The sequence below is a fragment of the Komagataeibacter oboediens genome, assembly GCF_018491655.1.
Classification (GTDB): Bacteria; Pseudomonadota; Alphaproteobacteria; order Acetobacterales; family Acetobacteraceae; genus Komagataeibacter; species Komagataeibacter oboediens.
On sequence record NZ_JABLUU010000001.1, the window covers coordinates 316878 to 332878 of the forward strand.

The following is a 16001-nucleotide window of genomic DNA, read 5'->3' on the forward strand; positions in this document are numbered from 1 at the left end:
ACGACCGCGCGATCATGGCAGACCCATCACGACTTAACGGCCTTACGGGCCGTCGGCAACAGGTCAGGCCGCCCTGTCCGCCGCCATGGCCCATTCCTTTCCCGTGCCCGATCATTTACAGACACATTATCCCGACATGACAACGGAGCAAACCCGTGACATTCATTTCCCCCCGCCGGCACCGTCCGCGCCTGCTGAACGCCCTGCTGGCCGCGGGGGCAATGATGACCGCGACAGCCACCACGCCCGGCGCTGGCCACGCTGCCACTGCCGCCAGCAGCAGTTTCACCCCCGCGCAGCGGCAGGAAATCGTGGACATCATGCGCAATGCGCTGAAAACCGACCCCACCATCCTGTCCGATGCAATCGCGGCCCTGCGCAACAGCGCCAACGCGGCCCAGCAGAACGCGGCCCGCAATGCGCTGGACTCCCACCGTACCGACCTGCTGACCCCGGCGGCCACCGATGCGATACTGGGCAATGCCACGGGCCATACCACGGTGGTGGAATTCTATGACCCGCGCTGCCCCTACTGTCGCAAGGTGCTGCCTGACCTTGACCGTCTGGTAAAGGAGGACAAGGATCTGCGGATTGTTGAAAAGGTCATTCCCGTTCTGGGACAGAGCAGCCTGATCGCGTCGCAGGCGCTGGTGGCGGCATTCGTGCAGGGGGGACAGGCGGCGTATTTCCGCATGCAGGCGGCCATCATGAATGATTCCGTCACCCCCACCGCCGACCGGATGCGCACGCTGGCTACCCAGTCCGGGCTGAACGCCGGCATGCTGGCCAGTGACATGAACGGCGCCAAGGTCACGTCCATCCTGCAGGCGAACATGGAACTTGCCCGCGCCATCGGGCTGGATGGCACGCCCACCTTTGTCTTCAACGCCCGGCAGATCATTCCCGGCGCCGTCAGCTATGACGACCTGAAAAAGGCCATAGCGCAGAGCCGTTGACCCCGGGTACCGCCAGACGGGCCAGCCCGCGTCCCGGCCATGCCGGGCGCGGGCGGTGGTTCAGGCCATGGCTGCGACAGGCTGCGCGGCAAGATCGTTGATGCGCAGCAGGCGGGACAGGGCCGTCACCATGTCGTCCATCATCTCGTCCGTATGGAACGGCCCCGGCGTCAGGCGCAGGCGTTCGGTGCCACGCGGCACGGTGGGATAATTGATGGGGGTGGCGTAAATCCCGTAATCATTGAGCAGCCGGTCACTCAGCTCCCGGCAGCGCTTGGCATCACCCACCGGTATCGGGACAATGTGGCTGGGTGTCATGGTGAAGGGGATGCCCGCCTTGCGCAGCTTGTCGCGGAAGGTATTGACGCGTTCGAACATGCGCTCGCGACGCCAGCCATCCTTGCGCACCAGCCGCACGCTGGCCAGCGCCGCGGCCACCACCGCAGGCGGCAGCGCCGTGGTGAAGATGAAGCCCGACGCCGCAAGACGCAGGTATTCGACAATATCGCTGCGTGCGGTGATATAGCCGCCATGCACGCCAAACCCCTTGGCCAGCGTGCCTTCGATGATGTCCACCTGATCGGCCACGCCATCGCGTTCGGACACGCCGCCACCCTGGTCGCCATACAGGCCCACGGCATGCACTTCATCCAGATAGGTCATGGCGCCATATTTGCGCGCCAGCGCGCATGTCCCGGCAATGTCGGATATGTCGCCGTCCATGGAATACACGCTTTCAAACGCGATCAGCTTGGGCGCATCCTTGGGGGCGGCGGCCAGCTTGGCTTCCAGGTCGGCAAGGTCGTTATGTTCGTAGATGACCGTGGTCGAACCGCGCGCACCCTTGATGCCCGCGATCATGGAGGCATGGTTCAGCCGGTCGGAAAAGCATATCCAGCCGGGCATGCTGCTCAGGATCGTCTGCAGGGTTGCCTGGTTGGAAACATAGCCGGAGACGAACAGCAGCCCAGCCTCCTTGCCGTGCAGGTCGGCCATTTCGGCTTCCAGCGCGGTATGGACAGGGCTGGTACCCGCGATATTGCGCGTGCCGCCGGCCCCCGCGCCATGTTCATGGATCGCCTGAATGGCGGCTTCGACCACGGCGGGATCGACCCCCATGCCCAGATAGTCATTGGAGGACCAGACAACCACTTCCCGGTCCTGCGGGCAGGCGGGGGTTGACGGAGTGGCCTGTGTTTCCGGCTGGTCATACAGGGGATAACGCTCGGCCTGGCGTGCCAGTGGGGTGAACTGCCGGTAGCGACCCTGCGCGCGTATATTCTCCAGCGCCGTCCGGCAGAACCGGAAGAACGGATGCCCATCCACTTGATTACTGGACACTGCTGCTTTTCTCCATGCACGCCCCGGTCTGTTCACGGGGCCTTCATTCATTACGGTCACCATTACGGATGACCCGCGCCGGGGGGATGATGCTCCCCTCACGCGGCGCTACCGCCGGGGGTTAACCGCCAGCGGACCACCCTTTATGGCATGATGGAGGCGGAGATTGCAAAAGCGCATTGAACTACTCCGCGTAAATGCAGACCTGCGTTGCGCTGTTCGCGGGCACGCTGCGGGCGTCCATTTCCGTCTGTCCCCCGCCCGCGCCGGCATCCATCACCGCCTGCAGGACAGGCTGGCCATCCGCATCCACCACCTTCGGCATGTCCGGCAGGCTGCCATCGGCGCGCTCGGGCACGCTGACCACAATGGTGAACAGCGCATTGGGCTTGCGCGACAGGGCATCGGCCACGGCGGCGCGGACGGCGGGTTTCCACTGTGTTTCCGGCGTCCCGGCCACGATCGTGACCAGCGCGGGACGGTCCATGCCGGGCACCGGTGGCGGCGGGCGCTGCGGCAGTTGTGGCGGGTCGCCCGCGTGGCGGTTGAATGTTTTCTGGCTGACCAGCGCGCACCCGCCCAGCACCGGCAGGCAGGCTGCGGCGGCAAGGACGGCACGGCGGACGGGGCGCGGGAACGGACGGGACATGACCCCATACCGATACAGTATCCCCCCCACGTGGCATAGTGGGACAATAGCGCAATATTGCCGCCGCCCGCGCAGCGCAGTAGTCATGCGGAAACGGCCCCGACCGATCATTCCCCGACCCCAGGACGATGCCGATGCCAACAGACCAGATCAGCATGACCCCGCCCGCCACGCTGCCAGCCGCAGCCCCCAGCATGCCGCAGCGGCTGACGACGGCCATCCGCCATGCCATCGGCATCCATGAACCCAATCGCCGCTATGCCCCCCATGCCCGGGTCATGTCGTGTTTCTGCGCGGTATTGTGGAGTCGTTTCCTGCGCTTCGATCCCGCCAGCCCGGAGTGGCCGGACCGGGACCGCTTCGTGGTGTCCTCCCCCCGCTATCGCGTGCTGCCGCGCATCATGGCCGAACTGTCGGGACAGGCGCCGCTTCCACCGCGCGTGGGTGACCACCCCGCCCCGCCGCATGACCGTCAGGCCTGCGGCCCCAGCGGGCAGGGACTGGGGGCCGCGATCGGCATGGCGCTGGCGGAACAGACGCTGGCGGCACGGTTTGGGCGATCACTGGTCAACCACCGGATATGGGGGCTGGGCTGCTGGACCGAACTGTCCACCGGCGTCGCGCTGGAAAGTGCGGCGCTTGCGGGCCAGATGGGGCTGGACCGGGTCACGCTGGTCGTCGGCCTGTGGACAAGCGAGCGCGAGGCCGTGGACGCCATCCTGCCGCGCTACAGCGCATCGGGCTGGTCGGTGCGGAAGGTGGACGCCGACAGCCCCGAACAGATCGCGGCCGCCATCACGTCGTCACAGCGCACGCACAAGCCCTGCCTGATCGCATGCATCGCCTCACCGGAAATCGACCCGCCGCCCCCTTTTGTCGATGATCCGGGCCTGTGGGCGGGCGCCGCACGGCGTGGGGCCAGCGCGCGGCGCTCGTGGCTACGCCGGCTGCTCAAGGACCGGCAGAAGGCCGAATTCGAACGCATGGCCCACAACCAGCGCCCCGCCTTCTGGCAGCCCGACTGGCAACGGTCATGGCGCGAACACGGCAGCGCCATCGCCCGTGTCGCCCCCACGTTCGCGGCCCGGAGGGGACTCGAGACGCTGCATGAACTCCTGCCGGAACTGACCTGCCTGCGCTCGCGCCGGGGCATGCTGGCCGACCTGCCCACGAACCGCCGCAACGGCGGCGAGGCGGACCTGTCATGCGGAACGCAGGTGCATGGCATGGCGGCCCTGCTCAATGGCATCGCCATGCATGACGGACTGCTGGCGGCGGGCACATCGACCATCATCGCGGTGGACCGCATGCGCCCCGCCCTGCGCTATGCCGCCATGACGGACCTGCAGGTGATCTACCTGCTGACCGATGACGACCTGCTGAGCGGCGACGGCGCGGCGGGCGACCAGCCGGTGGAACAGCTGGCCAGCCTGCGCGCCATGCCAAACGTGGCGGTTTTCCGCCCTGCAGACCACCGCGAGACGATGGAATGCATGGAACTGGCGCTGCGGCGGACCAGCGGACCCAGCCTGCTGACACTGGAATCCGCCCCTGCGATGGCGACGGCGGGCGCCCCGGAACGCGAACAGCACGGGCTGACCAACCTGTGCGCGCGCGGCGGCTACGTCCTGGCGGAAGCCGAAGGGACGCGGCAGGTCACGCTGGTCGCCACGGGGCACGAGGCGATACTGGCGCTGGCGGCACGCAAACTGTTGAAGGACGCAGGGGTTGCGGCGGCTGTCGTATCCCTTCCATGCTGGGAACTGTTCGCCGCGCAAAAAATGACGTATCGTGCCGCCGTGCTGGGAACGGCACCCCGGATCGGCATTGAAGCCGCGTCAGGGTTTGGATGGGAACGCTGGCTTGGGACAGACGGGCTGTTTGTTGGCATTGACGGGTTCGGGACGGCCGCCCCGGACCAGCCTGACAGCGCGACTGACATCACGCCGGAACGGATCTGCCGCGACGCGCTGCGTCTGGTCCGTCCCCTGTCCGATACCCTGACTGAACCGGCGGGAGGAAACGGCGCGCCGCCCGGGATGACATCGGCCGATGTCAGTGTGTGAAATGTCTGACCTTACGGAGAAAATAAGAAAATGGCTGTTAAAGTCGCAATAAACGGTTTCGGTCGCATTGGTCGCCTTGTGCTGCGTGGCATTATCGAAAGCGGGCGTACCGATGTCGTGCCCGTCGCCATCAATGACCTCGGCAGCGTGGCAGACAACGCACACCTTCTGTCCTATGACAGCGTGCACGGTCGCTTCCCCGCCGATGTGAAGGTGGATGGCAACAAGATCATCATTACCGCCAACGGCCGCACCTACGACCCCATCACCGTCTCGGCCGAGGCCGACCCGACGAAGGTGCCGTTCCAGGGCGTGGACGTGGCGCTGGAATGCACCGGCCGCTTCACCGACAAGGAAAAGGCCGCCCAGCTGATCAAGGCCGGCGCGCGCAAGGTGATCGTGTCCGCCCCCGCATCGGGCGTGGACGCCACCATCGTGTTCGGCGTGAACCAGGATGTGCTGACGCCCGACATGACCGTCATTTCCAACGCATCGTGCACCACCAACTGCCTGGCCCCGGTGGCCAAGGTGCTGGATGACACGTTCGGCATCGAATGCGGCTACATGGTCACTATCCATTCCTACACCGGCGACCAGCGCACGGTGGACACCCTGCACAAGGACCTGCGCCGCGCACGCGGGGCGGCGCTGAACATGATCCCGACCTCCACCGGGGCCGCGCGCGCCGTGGGGCTGGTGCTGCCACACCTCAAGGGCCGCCTGGATGGCACCGCGATTCGCGTGCCCACGCCCAATGTCTCGCTCGTCTCGCTCGACTTCGTGCCGAAGAAGGCCCCGGCCTCGGTCGAGGAGGTGAACGAAGCACTGCGCAAGGCATCCGAATCCGGCCCGCTGAAGGGCATCCTCGCCTACAGCACCGCGCCGCTGGTCAGCACGGATTTCAATCACTGCCCCGCGTCATCCACGTTTGATGCGACCCAGACCGCCGTGATCGACGGTGGCAGGCTGGTGCGCATCTGCAGCTGGTATGACAATGAATGGGGCTTCTCCAACCGCATGGCCGACACGGCGGCCGTATTCGGGGCACTGTAATGGGCGCCACATCCTTCAAGACGCTGGATGACCTCGACGCCACTGGCAAGAAGGTCCTCCTGCGCGCCGATCTGAACGTTCCGGTCCGCAATGCCCAGATCACCGACGCCACGCGCATCCTGCGCCTGCTGCCCACCATTCAGGAACTGGCCCAGAAGGGTGCGAAGGTGATTGTCGTCAGTCACTTCGACCGCCCCAAGGGCAGGCCCGTGCCGGAAATGTCGCTTGGCCCGATTGCCGATGCGCTGGGGGACGCGCTGGGCCGCCCGGTCACTTTTGTCGATGACTGTATCGGCCCGAAGGCCCGGCAGGCGGTGGACGCCATGCAGGATGGCGATGTCGTGGTGCTGGAAAACACCCGCTTCTACCCCGGGGAGGAGCAGAACGACCCCGCGCTGGCGAAGGAGTTCGCGTCGCTGGCCGATTATTACGTCAATGACGCGTTTTCTGCCGCCCACCGCGCCCATGCCTCGACCGAAGGCGTGGCCCGCCTGCTGCCGTCCTTTGCCGGGCGGCTGATGGAAACGGAACTCAACGCGCTGAACATCGCGCTGGAAAACCCTGCCCGCCCGGTCGGGGCCATCGTGGGTGGAGCCAAGATTTCCACCAAGCTGGACCTGATCGGCAACCTGCTGGCAAAAGTGGACATGCTGATCATTGGTGGCGCCATGGCCAACACGTTCCTTGCGGCGCAGGGGGTGAATGTGGGCCGGTCGCTGCAGGAAGCGGAGATGCACGACACCGCGCGCGACATCCTTGCGAAAGCAAAGGAAAAGGGCTGCGAGATCGTGCTGCCGGTTGATGCCGTGACTGCAACCGACTTCCAGGCCAATGTCCCGACCCGCACCGTGCCCGTCAACGCCATTCCTGCTGATGCCATGATGCTGGATGTCGGGCCGGAAACGGTGAAGCTGATCGAGCAGAAGATCGCGACACTGAAGACGCTGGTCTGGAACGGCCCGCTGGGCGCGTTCGAGATCACGCCGTTCGACGCGGCAACCAATGCCGTAGCGCGCGACGTCGCCCGCCTGACCGATTCCGGCGCACTGAAAAGCATCGCGGGCGGTGGAGACACGGTTTCGGCCCTGCGCCATGCGGGGGTGGAGAAGCATATCTCCTATATTTCCAGCGCGGGCGGGGCTTTCCTTGAATGGATGGAAGGCAAGACGCTGCCGGGCATCATGGCGCTGGAAAACATCTTTGAACGTGCCATGCCGATCTGAAGGCAGGCCATAAAAGTTTTTGGGCGCAGCCTTTTTTCAGAAAGGCTGCGTTCTTCGAGGCTTTAAAAAAAGCTTCACCAGAAACTTTTCCCTGGTTCCAGACAGTCCCGGACTGCAACGAAAAAGGGACCATCCCCCGGGATGGTCCCTTTTTTATACCTGAACGGTCGTGCGGGATCAGCCCTGCTGCGGCGGGTGTTCCGCCTCGGGCGGGGGTGCTTCGGCATCTTCCGCCTGCCCTTCGGCGGGCATGCCGTCGCGTTCAATGACCTTGATCGAGTCCCCGACCAGCCCTTTGGCAAATGCCTCGGCGGAGAAGGGACGCAGGTCATCGGCCTGTTCCCCCACGCCCACCAGATGCACCGGCAGGCCGAAGGCATCGGCCAGCGCCACCACGATCCCCCCGCGCGCCGAGCCATCCAGCTTGGTCACGACCAGCCCGGTCACGTTGACCAGTTCCTTGAACACGCGCACCTGCTCCACCGCGTTCTGTCCGGTGGTGGCGTCCAGCACCAGCAGCACGGAATGGGGCGCGGTTTCGTCAAATTTGCGCATGACGCGGATGATCTTGGCCAGTTCCTCCATCAGCGCGCTCTTGTTATGCAGGCGGCCCGCGGTATCGACCAGCAGCAGGTCGGCTTTTTCCGCCGTGGCGCGCTTGAGCGCTTCGAACGCCAGACCCGCCGCATCGGCATTGGGTTTGCCGGAAATGACGGGCGCGCCCACGCGTTCGCCCCATACCTGCAACTGTTCGACGGCAGCGGCGCGGAAGGTATCGCCCGCCACCATCATCACCTTCTTGCCCTGCTCGCCATAAAAACGGGCCATCTTGCCAATGGTGGTGGTCTTGCCGGTGCCGTTGACGCCAACCACCAGCACCACATGCGGCTTGTGCTTGGGGTCGGGTTCAAACGGAATGGCGACCGGCTGGAGGATGGTGGCGATTTCCTCCGCCAGTGCCTGACGCACTTCCTCATCCGTCACTTCCTTGCCGAATTTGGACCGGCGGAAGGACTCGATCACCTTTTCCGCCACGCTCGGGCCAAGGTCGGCGGAGATCAGCAGGTCTTCCAGATCCTCCAGCGCCTGATCATCCAGCTTGCGCCGGGTGAAGACGGCGCTCAGCCCGCCGCTAAGCTTCTGTGTGGAGCGCGAAAGCCCCGCCTTGAGACGTGAGAAGAAACCAAGTGCCATATCAGAGAATTTCCGCAACCAGTCCGTTATCGTCAACCGCCACCGGCCGCACCGTTTCGATGCGCCCGACCACGGACATCCCGCCATCCACCAGCCTTACCGGGGCGAATTCCTCGCTATGTCCCGAGGTGTCCGTTTCCATCAGCACCTGCAGCGTGCGGCCCATAAGCCGTTCGTGGAAATCACGCGCCGCCTGCGCACCTGCCGCCCGCAGCCGGGCCGCGCGCTCCTTGCGCGCGGGTACGGCAATGGCGGGCATGCGGGCCGCGGGCGTGCCCGGGCGCTCACTATAGGGAAACACATGCAGGTAAGGCAGGGCGTGCGTGCGCACGAAATCGAGTGTCTGTTCAAACAGGTCCTCATCCTCGGTCGGGAAACCGGCGATGATGTCCGCCCCGATGCCGATATCGGGCCGTAGCGTCCGTGCCCGCGCCACCACCGCGGCCGCATCTGCCGTCAGGTGCCGGCGCTTCATGCGCTTGAGGATGATGTCACACCCCGCCTGCAGCGACAGGTGCAGGTAGGGCATGAAGCGTGGTTCGTGTTCCAGCAACTTCCATATGTCCTCATCGATTTCCACCGGATCGACCGAGGACAGGCGCAGCCGCTCCAGTTCGGGCACAAGGGCCAGCAGCCTGCGGCACAACTGCCCCAGCGCCGGCCTGCCCGGCAGGTCATCTCCCCATGAGGTAATGTCCACACCCGTCAGCACCACCTCGCGGTAGCCTGACTGCACAAGCGCGCGCACCTGCTCCACCACGGCGCCCACGGGTACCGAGCGCGATGGCCCCCGCCCGAAGGGAATGATGCAAAAAGTGCAGCGATGGTCGCAGCCCTGCTGCACCTCCACAAACGCGCGGGTGCGGCCGGCGAATTCAGTGACCAGATGCGGCGCCGTCTCGCGCGCGGCCATGATGTCGGACACGGCGTTGCCCTGCCCCATGGCCATCTCGCTCCAGCTTGCGGCGTCCAGCTTTTCACGGTTGCCCAGCACGCGGGTCACGCCAGGCAGTGCCGCCCAACGGTCGGGGTCGATCTGGGCGGCGCAGCCGGTGACCACGATCCGGGCGTCGGGCCGTTCGCGGTGGGCGCGGCGCACTGCCTGCCGGGCCTGCCGCTCCGCCTCCCCCGTCACCGCGCAGGTGTTCACGATCACCACGTTGTCCAGCGCGGCCGCGTGATTGCGCATCACCTCGCTTTCATACGTATTGAGGCGACAGCCGAAGGTCAGGATTTCCGGCTTCTTCATCGGGGGTAGTCTTCCGGGTTGAATGTGCCCATGAAACTGGTTGTCGCGGGGCCGGTCATCAGCACATGGCCGTCGCCTTCGCGCCATGTAATGGTCAGTTCGCCACCATCCATTTCCACCGTGCAGGTGCGTTCCACCAGCCCGCGCCGCACGGCGTTGACCACGGCGGCGCACGCACCTGACCCGCACGCCCGCGTCAGGCCGCTGCCGCGTTCCCACACGCGCAGGCGCATGGCATCGGGTGCCGTGACATGGGCAAAGCCGATATTGGCGCGCTGGGGAAACAGCGGATGATGTTCCAGTGCCGGTCCCGCCACGCATGGGTCCATGGCATCCGGCATGGACAGGAAAAAGGTCGCATGCGGGTTGCCCATGGACACGGCGGCAGGGTCGCCCGCGACTGGCAGGTGCAGCGTGTCCATTGCTTCCGCCAGCGGCACGTCCGCCCAGTCCTGCGCGGGTGTTCCCATATCCACCGTGACCAGGCCGGGGCGGATAATGGTGGCGTGCAGCACGCCCGCGCGGGTCTGTAGCCCGACATGCTCCTGTCCCGTCTCACGCGCCACAAGATCGGCAATGCAGCGCGACGCATTGCCGCATGCCCCCGATTCCGACCCATCGGCATTGAAGAACCGCACGAACACGTCCGCCCCCTCCGCACAGGCAGGGCGCAGGGTCACGAACTGGTCGCAGCCAATACCGGTATGCCGGTCACATAATGCAGCGATCCGGGCAGGCGTCAGGTCATGGCGGTGGACGCGTTCATCCACCACCACAAAGTCATTGCCCAGCCCATGCATCTTGAGAAACCCGGTCATCATCCGTCCTGTATAGAGGGAACCCGCCCATATGAAGGAGCGGGATGGCACCCCACGCGCGGCCTTGCAAGCCTGATCAGAGAAAACGCCCCGGCCTGCCGCGCTGCAGCACCTCGATCCTGTAGCCATCGGGGTCGGTCATGAAGAAAAACCGGCCCACGAACCGCTCCCCGCACGACATGTCCTTTATCGCCAGCGGCGACAGGCCCGCAGCCGTCAGCCGGGCATGTTCCGCATCCACATCCGCAACCGATACCGCCAGGTGGCCATACCCGTTCCCCAGGTCATAGGGGGTGGTGCGGTCATGGTTGATGGTCAGTTCCAGTTCGAATGTCTGTTCGTCATTAGACAGGTAGATAAGGGTGAAGGTGTCAAAAACAAGCCGATCGGCCACTTTCAGGCCAAAGGCCGTGTCATAGAATGCAAGGCTTGCGGCTTCATCACGCACGCGGATCATCGAATGGATCATACGGGCCATTCTGCTTTTCTCCTGTTCCCTACGGGGGCGCGCATGATAATACGCCCACCGCATATGGCGTTGTTACTTCCGTACTGTCTGGCACATTCATGAACGACCTGCACGGGTTTCACCCGCATTCCTTCACGGCGGCCTCGGCTGAATCCGATACGCTCTTCTATTCCCGCAGGCCTGCAGGGCCCATGCTGGACCAGGGCGCGCTTACGGCCATTACCGCGCTGTACCGTACGCTGCTGCCCGAAGATGGCAATATCCTTGATGTCATGGCCGGACCCGACAGCCACCTGCCGCCCGACATGGAATTCGACAGCGTGATCGGCATCGGGGTCAATGCACAGGCACTGGACAGCAACCCGCGGCTGACCGACCGCGTGGTGGAGGACATGAACGAAACCCCCGACATCCCGCTGGCCGATGAAAGCATGGACGCCGCCCTGCTATGCGACGTGGTGCCCTACCTGCGCCAGCCCGTCGCCATCTTTCGTGAAATCGCCCGGGTGCTGCAGCCCGGCGGCCTGATCGTCATCACATTCGGGGACCGCTTCATTCCCCAGAAGGCCACGGCGCTGTGGCAGGCGCTGGATGATGAGGGGGACCGCCGCCGCATGCTGTCGGTGCTGCTGCAGCGCGCCGGTTTCGGCCCGGTGGACAATGGCAATGTCACCCCAGCGCCTGAAGACCTGTTCTGGCATGACGCCGTGCATGCCATGACGGCGCGCCGTCCTGACATTTTGTAACATTGGGCAAATACTACCGCCCGCTTCGGCGTATTATGACGGAATGCACGGCACGGGTTGCCGCGCTGTCACATATTAAAAGAAATTATCATTTACCCCTTCTTTTAGACATGTTTTGACATATTATTGTTCAAAACCTAGTTTGGGGCCTCCTGACCATACATGCGGATTCCGTCCTTTTCCATAACCCGGCCAGTGCGTTTCGCGCGGGCGCTGATGGTGTGTTCCGTTCTGGCCCCCCTTCCCGCATGGGCGGATGAAGATCCGGAATCGCTGGATATCATGGAGCGCCAGATGGAGCAGCTGCAGCAGCAGCAGATGGCGCTGCAGAAAAGCCTGCAGGCCATGCGCCAGCAGATCATCCAGCACCGCGCCCAGATGGGCGGCACCGCGGCCCATGGCGGCCACCCGCTGGCGGTCACGGGTTCGGGCGGGCATGTGCATGGCGGCTGGACCCCGGTGGAAGGACACACCCCCGCATCTTCCCAGATGGCGGAGGGCGAACACATGGCGCGTCCGCGCATCGGCGGTCATTCCGATCCGGTTTCAGAACTGGGCGATCAGCCGACCTATGAATCCGTGGTGGCACACCGTGAGGAAGACCTGATTTCCCACATGGCCAACAACAATGTCGGCCCCCACAACCGCGAAACGGTGGGCGCGCAGTCTGCGGGTGCGCTGGGCAGCAAGGTGTTCCACCTTGGCCCCGTCTCCATCATCCTCGGCGGTTTCTTCGATGCGGCGGCACTGGTGGAAAACCGGCAGGTTTCGTCGGGCATCTTCAACTACTGGAACGCCATTCCCTTCCGTAACAGTTCAAATTTCCACACCACCAACTTCAATGGCGATGCGCGGTATTCGCGCTTCTCGCTCATGGCGCGGGGGCAGCTGAACCCGCACCTGACGGTGGCGGGGTTCGTGGAAACGGATTTTGGCGCCAGTGCCGAAACCACCAACCCGTATGAAAGCAACTCCTACGTCCCCCGGCTGCGGCAGGCGTACCTGACGCTGGATGATTCACGCGCCGACATGCATTTCCTGATCGGTCAGGCATGGACCATGCTGACACCCGACCGCGTGGGCATCGTGCCACGACAGGAAAGCCTGCCGGAAACGATCGAATCCTCCATCCTGGCAGGGCAGACATGGTCGCGGCAGTGGCAGCTGCGCGTGGTCAAGGATTTCATGCACCACCGTGTCTGGACGGGTTTCTCGATTGAAAATCCCGCGACGATCTATGACACCACCGGGTTTTCCAGTGCAGGCGACAATGGGGAATACGCCCTGCCTGGCAACAGCAGCAACTATGCGAAGGTTGGTTCGAACGGCGTGGGGCTGAGCAGCAACACCACCAACTATTCCAACGAAATCGCCCCGGACATCATCGGCAAGGTGGCATGGGACCCGACATGGGGCCATTACGAAATCGAGGGGCTGCTGCACTTCCCGCACGATCGGTCCGTCATCAACGGCGTGGGCGAAAACCATACCGCCATTGCATGGGGCGCGGGCGGGTCGATGATCCTGCCGATCATTCCGCACCGGCTGGAAGTGCGGCTGGCGGGACTGGCGGGCCGGGGCATCGGCCGCTACGGCTCAGTCCTGCTGCCTGATGCCACGCTGCGGGCCAATGGCGCGCCCGCCCTGCTGTCCAGCGCGCAGACAACTGCGGGCGTGATCGCGCACCCGAACAAAGTGATCGATGTCTATGGCTATTTCGGTATGCAGCGTTCTGGGCGCAGCTACTTTAATGCGGATGGCGGCAGCTACGGCTATGGCAACCCCAATGCCGACAATACCGGGTGCGAAACCGAAGGTTCGGCCGATTGCACCGCCAATATCCGTTCGGTGGAGGAATTCACCATCGGCGCATGGTACCGCTTCATTCACGGCCAGTACGGCACGGTGCAGGCGGGCACGCAGCTGGCCTATTCGCGCGTGCATACATGGGGCGGCATGGGGGGCGCGCCCACAACCAGCCTGAGCGAAATCTTCTTCGATTTCCGTTACCTGCCATTCCAGTAATCCCGCCATCCGGTGGCGGATATTGCGTCCGGCATGGAAAAGGAGGATGGTGACCGGGATCGGGAATGAGGGAAAGGCCAGCGCTTATGTCAATCAGGTTACGGCACGTGGTTCTGCTGGGCATATTATGCGCCCCTGTCGTGCCGGGTGTGGCGATGGCTGACGGTGGGCATGCCAATGCGGGCAATGAAGACCCCGGTGAGGCCTCGCAACGCCATTTCTCCATGCACCAGCTGTCCAAGCGCCCCCCCCCTGCCCCGGCTGCACATGGATTACAGCCAGTACCGCTTCATCCCGCCGGGCGACAAGATAAAGGAACAGCCGGACGTGAACCGGCTGCTGTTCTGGACGCCCACGGGGGAACCCGATGGCTATGCCGAAAAACGCGGCAACGCCATCCTGTATTATGACCGCACCGGCAAGGCCGTGCGCGTCGATACAAACCCCTACAACCGCTAGACCACCCCTATTCCTCAGATCCCCCCTGTGGGGCATACAGCCGGTCCAGCATGACCGGGACCAGCAGGGCGGCTGCAGACCCGTCTTCCATGACGCGTCCATGACGCAGCAGGATGGCGCGGTCGAATATCCGGGCCGCCTGAACCGGGTCATGGGTGGTGGCGACAATGGCGTGTCCCCGTTGTGCCAGCCGGCGCAGCAGGGCGTACAGCCGCTGTTTCTGTCCGTAATCCAGCCCTGTTTCCGGTTCATCCAGGATCAGGATATGCCCGCCCTGCGCCAGCGCGCGCGCCAGCAGCACCGCCTGGCGTTCCCCCCCCGACAGTTCGGTATAGGCGCGCGCGGCCAGGTGTGTAATGGACAGTTCCGCCAACGCATGCGCCACCGCATCACGATCCCTTTCGCGCAGACGGGGGGCGAACGGCGCCTCCGCCAGTCGTCCCATGCCCACAATATCGCGCACGCTGTAGGGAAACAGCGGCGCATGCCCCTGCGGCACGTAGGCAATGCGCCGCGCGACCTCGCGCCGGGACCAGTGCGCCATGAGCTGCCCATCCAGCCAGACCTGCCCTGAATCCGGGCGCGCAAGGCCCAGCAGCAGGCGCAGCAACGTGGTCTTGCCCGCACCATTGGGCCCCAGCAGGGCGGTCATCTCACCCGTGCGGACACCCAGCGAGACATCATGCAGCACCGCACGCCGCCCCCGGTGGAAGCCCACGTGGTCCAGCCGCAGGACTGGCTGCGACCCGTTCATGCCCGCCACCCGCGCCGCAGCAGCGGCAGGACGGCGACAAACACCACCACCCCCAGCAGGTCGGCAATCAGGCCCACGGGAATTTCCTCCGCCGACAGGGTGCGCGCCAGGTCATCACATGCCAGCAGGAACATCCCCCCCACGCACGCACTGACCGGCAGCACCCGCATGTTGCATGGCCCGACCAGCAGGCGCGCGACATGGGGGACCACCAGCCCGATCCAGCCGATCATGCCCGCCACCGCGACCGTCATGGCCGCCAGCACCGTAGCCCCGCCAATTACCCCGTATCGCAGCGCCATGACCGGAATGCCCAGCGTGCGCGCTTCCTCATCCCCCATGGCAAGGCCATCGAGCATCCGCCCGCAGGCCGACAGCAGCACGATCCCCACCACAACCGGCCCCAACAGCACGCCCAGTGCCTGCGGCGTCACCTGCGTCAGGCTGCCCAGCAGCCAGAAGACGATATCGGGCAACTGGTTCTGCGGGTCCGCCACGTATTTCAGCAGTGACAGGAACGCCGTAAACAGCGCCGAACTGATCAGCCCGCCGAATATCAGCATCAGCATGGATGCGGCATCGAACATCTGCGCCACGCCCACACCGAATGCCACCGCCGCCAGCCCCCCCAGAAAGGACAGGGCCGCCACACCCGCATGCCCCATACCCCATACAATGCCCAGCGCAGCACCCGTGCCCGCACCCGCCAGCACGCCCAGCAGACCGGGGGACACCAGCGGGTTACGGAACACCGCCTGATACGCAGCCCCCGCCACCGACAGCGCCGCCCCCACGCAGATCGCCCCCCCGATCCGCGGCAGGCGCGCGCCGAACAGGACGGTATGCACCATGTCGCCACCTGCCGGGGCGTGCCCCACCGTCAACAGGGCATGCAGCACCTGCCCCGGCTGCAGCGCAAACCGCCCGAGACAGGCCGACAGCACCGACAGCACCACCAGACCGGCAGCACACAGGCATCCGACCACGCTACCGCGCAGG

The 16001-nt window shown here is 64.9% G+C and carries 14 protein-coding genes and 1 pseudogene; 7 read left to right on the forward strand and 8 right to left on the reverse strand.

Annotation, left to right across the window (positions count from 1 at the left end; genetic code table 11):
• Positions 1–155 precede the first annotated feature (155 nt).
• A complete protein-coding gene (locus tag HNO79_RS01395; RefSeq protein WP_200410415.1) occupies positions 156–956 on the forward strand; it encodes a DsbA family protein in 801 nt (266 codons plus the stop codon).
• 60 nt (positions 957–1016) lie between these two features.
• On the opposite strand, the gene hemA is transcribed toward HNO79_RS01395, so the two are convergent.
• Entirely contained in the window at positions 1017–2348 is a 1332-nt protein-coding gene (gene hemA, locus HNO79_RS01400) for a 5-aminolevulinate synthase (RefSeq protein WP_408885693.1), read from the reverse strand.
• 133 nt (positions 2349–2481) lie between these two features.
• On the reverse strand, positions 2482–2946 hold the full coding sequence (locus HNO79_RS01405; protein WP_010513944.1) for a hypothetical protein: 465 nt from the start codon (positions 2944–2946) through the stop codon (positions 2482–2484).
• A 134-nt stretch (positions 2947–3080) separates the two neighbouring features.
• On the opposite strand from HNO79_RS01405, the gene HNO79_RS01410 reads away from it, so the two are divergent.
• From HNO79_RS01410 to HNO79_RS01420, 3 genes are read left to right on the forward strand one after another with little or no spacing between them, the layout of a single operon-like run.
• Positions 3081–5012, forward strand: a complete 1932-nt coding sequence (locus HNO79_RS01410) for a transketolase-like TK C-terminal-containing protein (protein WP_010513945.1) — start codon at positions 3081–3083, stop codon at positions 5010–5012.
• A 30-nt stretch (positions 5013–5042) separates the two neighbouring features.
• Complete coding sequence (gene gap, locus HNO79_RS01415; RefSeq protein WP_200410413.1) at positions 5043–6065, forward strand: type I glyceraldehyde-3-phosphate dehydrogenase; 1023 nt, start codon at positions 5043–5045, stop codon at positions 6063–6065.
• Positions 6065–7288 carry a phosphoglycerate kinase gene (locus HNO79_RS01420; RefSeq protein WP_010513947.1) on the forward strand — a complete coding sequence of 408 codons (1224 nt, stop codon included), beginning with the start codon at positions 6065–6067 and terminating at the stop codon, positions 7286–7288. The genes gap and HNO79_RS01420 overlap by 1 nt, the downstream gene beginning before the upstream one ends.
• A 177-nt stretch (positions 7289–7465) precedes the next feature.
• On the opposite strand, the gene ftsY is transcribed toward HNO79_RS01420, so the two are convergent.
• The 4 genes from ftsY to HNO79_RS01440 all read right to left on the reverse strand — a co-directional run bounded on the left by ftsY (position 7466) and on the right by HNO79_RS01440 (position 11027).
• Positions 7466–8482 (reverse strand): signal recognition particle-docking protein FtsY, encoded by a 1017-nt coding sequence (gene ftsY / locus HNO79_RS01425; protein ID WP_010513948.1) that lies wholly within the window; start codon positions 8480–8482, stop codon positions 7466–7468.
• 1 nt (position 8483) lies between these two features.
• Positions 8484–9731 (reverse strand): tRNA (N(6)-L-threonylcarbamoyladenosine(37)-C(2))-methylthiotransferase MtaB, encoded by a 1248-nt coding sequence (gene mtaB / locus HNO79_RS01430; RefSeq protein WP_214164287.1) that lies wholly within the window; start codon positions 9729–9731, stop codon positions 8484–8486.
• Positions 9728–10552: a diaminopimelate epimerase gene (gene dapF, locus HNO79_RS01435; RefSeq protein WP_214164286.1), complete on the reverse strand. Its 825-nt coding sequence runs from the start codon at positions 10550–10552 to the stop codon at positions 9728–9730. Before dapF ends, mtaB begins: the two co-directional genes overlap by 4 nt.
• A 73-nt stretch (positions 10553–10625) precedes the next feature.
• Entirely contained in the window at positions 10626–11027 is a 402-nt protein-coding gene (locus HNO79_RS01440; RefSeq protein WP_048856186.1) for a VOC family protein, read from the reverse strand.
• Positions 11028–11116: 89 nt separating this feature from the next.
• On the opposite strand from HNO79_RS01440, the gene HNO79_RS01445 reads away from it, so the two are divergent.
• From HNO79_RS01445 to HNO79_RS01455, 3 genes and pseudogenes are all read left to right on the forward strand, one after another.
• On the forward strand, positions 11117–11764 hold the full coding sequence (locus tag HNO79_RS01445; RefSeq protein WP_154220993.1) for a class I SAM-dependent methyltransferase: 648 nt from the start codon (positions 11117–11119) through the stop codon (positions 11762–11764).
• Between the two features lie 162 nt (positions 11765–11926).
• Positions 11927–13789: a hypothetical protein gene (locus HNO79_RS01450; protein ID WP_214164285.1), complete on the forward strand. Its 1863-nt coding sequence runs from the start codon at positions 11927–11929 to the stop codon at positions 13787–13789.
• Positions 13790–13944: 155 nt separating this feature from the next.
• Positions 13945–14248, forward strand: a pseudogene (locus tag HNO79_RS01455) (hypothetical protein).
• A gap of 7 nt (positions 14249–14255) precedes the next feature.
• Here the strand turns inward: HNO79_RS01455 and HNO79_RS01460 are convergent.
• Entirely contained in the window at positions 14256–15002 is a 747-nt protein-coding gene (locus HNO79_RS01460) for an ABC transporter ATP-binding protein (RefSeq protein WP_214164284.1), read from the reverse strand.
• On the reverse strand, positions 14999–16000 hold the full coding sequence (locus tag HNO79_RS01465; RefSeq protein WP_408885694.1) for a FecCD family ABC transporter permease: 1002 nt from the start codon (positions 15998–16000) through the stop codon (positions 14999–15001). Before HNO79_RS01465 ends, HNO79_RS01460 begins: the two co-directional genes overlap by 4 nt.
• Position 16001: the final 1 nt, after the last annotated feature.

Bases quoted from the DNA above. Each gene is read 5' to 3' on its own strand.
- HNO79_RS01460 (WP_214164284.1), bottom strand. From the start codon at position 15,002: ATGAACGGGTCGCAGCCAGTCCTGCGGCTGGACCACGTGGGCTTCCAC.
- HNO79_RS01405 (WP_010513944.1), bottom strand. From the start codon at position 2,946: ATGTCCCGTCCGTTCCCGCGCCCCGTCCGCCGTGCCGTCCTTGCCGCC.
- gap (WP_200410413.1), top strand. From the start codon at position 5,043: ATGGCTGTTAAAGTCGCAATAAACGGTTTCGGTCGCATTGGTCGCCTT.
- HNO79_RS01450 (WP_214164285.1), top strand. From the start codon at position 11,927: ATGCGGATTCCGTCCTTTTCCATAACCCGGCCAGTGCGTTTCGCGCGG.
- hemA (WP_408885693.1), bottom strand. From the start codon at position 2,348: ATGAATGAAGGCCCCGTGAACAGACCGGGGCGTGCATGGAGAAAAGCA.
- HNO79_RS01445 (WP_154220993.1), top strand. From the start codon at position 11,117: ATGAACGACCTGCACGGGTTTCACCCGCATTCCTTCACGGCGGCCTCG.
- mtaB (WP_214164287.1), bottom strand. From the start codon at position 9,731: ATGAAGAAGCCGGAAATCCTGACCTTCGGCTGTCGCCTCAATACGTAT.
- ftsY (WP_010513948.1), bottom strand. From the start codon at position 8,482: ATGGCACTTGGTTTCTTCTCACGTCTCAAGGCGGGGCTTTCGCGCTCC.
- dapF (WP_214164286.1), bottom strand. From the start codon at position 10,552: ATGATGACCGGGTTTCTCAAGATGCATGGGCTGGGCAATGACTTTGTG.
- HNO79_RS01440 (WP_048856186.1), bottom strand. From the start codon at position 11,027: ATGGCCCGTATGATCCATTCGATGATCCGCGTGCGTGATGAAGCCGCA.
- HNO79_RS01420 (WP_010513947.1), top strand. From the start codon at position 6,065: ATGGGCGCCACATCCTTCAAGACGCTGGATGACCTCGACGCCACTGGC.
- HNO79_RS01410 (WP_010513945.1), top strand. From the start codon at position 3,081: ATGCCAACAGACCAGATCAGCATGACCCCGCCCGCCACGCTGCCAGCC.